This is a genomic window from Oleiphilus sp. HI0067 (assembly GCF_001635735.1).
In genome coordinates this window covers 1-744 of sequence record NZ_LWFI01001738.1, presented here as the reverse complement: position 1 = coordinate 744, position 744 = coordinate 1, and the positions used below count along the sequence as shown (strand labels likewise).

The following is a 744-nucleotide window of genomic DNA, read 5'->3' as shown; positions in this document are numbered from 1 at the left end:
ACGGGGCGTGAACTTCCAAGACCTTTGATCGTAATATCGTCAGTTACAAGAATTGGATTCTCAAAAGTGTAACGGCTTGAGCCGCCACCGGTAACGGGAACAATTGGGTTGCTGCTATCAAAGGAGCCCGGGACTTCAACAATATCTGCGCCTGGGTTGTTGTTTGCTTGCTCTATCGCCCAGCGTAAAGATCCATTACCGCTCGACTTGGAATTCGTTACTTTATAGCTTGCCGCATGTGAAAAGCTTGAAATGCAGACGACAACTAGACCGACAATAACGCTGTAGAGACTCATTCATAGTGTCCAAAATTGATCAATGACAATATATAACTGTAGTTGATTCTAGGTGTTTTGCGCTAAGTACTTGTTCTCATTAGGAAAAGACCATCATCGAATTTATCGAAGCGTGAATACCAATGATGATAATGAAAATTGTTAGGGTAAGTATGGGGGAGCGGAGGCGCTATTTGGGAGGGTGAGCAATGTGCATGGCGAGTTGCTCGATTAAAAGCCACGCAGGCTCCGATCCAAACACGCCTTTTGATGCGTCATCGATTTTCTTAAGCATGAGCGTAAGATCGTTAATGCTTTTGGTGTTTAAGCGTTTTGCAGCCGAGACATAGTCTGCTTGCTGCTGGGCAAAGATGCGTTTGCCCTTAAGGTAGGCGTCAACGCGTTGTTGTTGCCCAATAAGAGGAATCAAACCTTCAAGCACACGGACGTCACGACTAAGTGGCCAGAT

At 45.6% G+C, this 744-nt stretch carries 2 protein-coding genes; both read right to left on the bottom strand.

Annotation, left to right across the window (positions count from 1 at the left end):
- On the bottom strand, positions 1 to 296 hold a 296-nt coding region (locus tag A3739_RS27605; RefSeq protein WP_197472646.1), incomplete at its 3' end, for a hypothetical protein.
- Between the two features lie 169 nt (positions 297 to 465).
- On the bottom strand, positions 466 to 744 hold a 279-nt coding region (locus tag A3739_RS30570), incomplete at its 5' end, for a hypothetical protein (protein ID WP_197472645.1).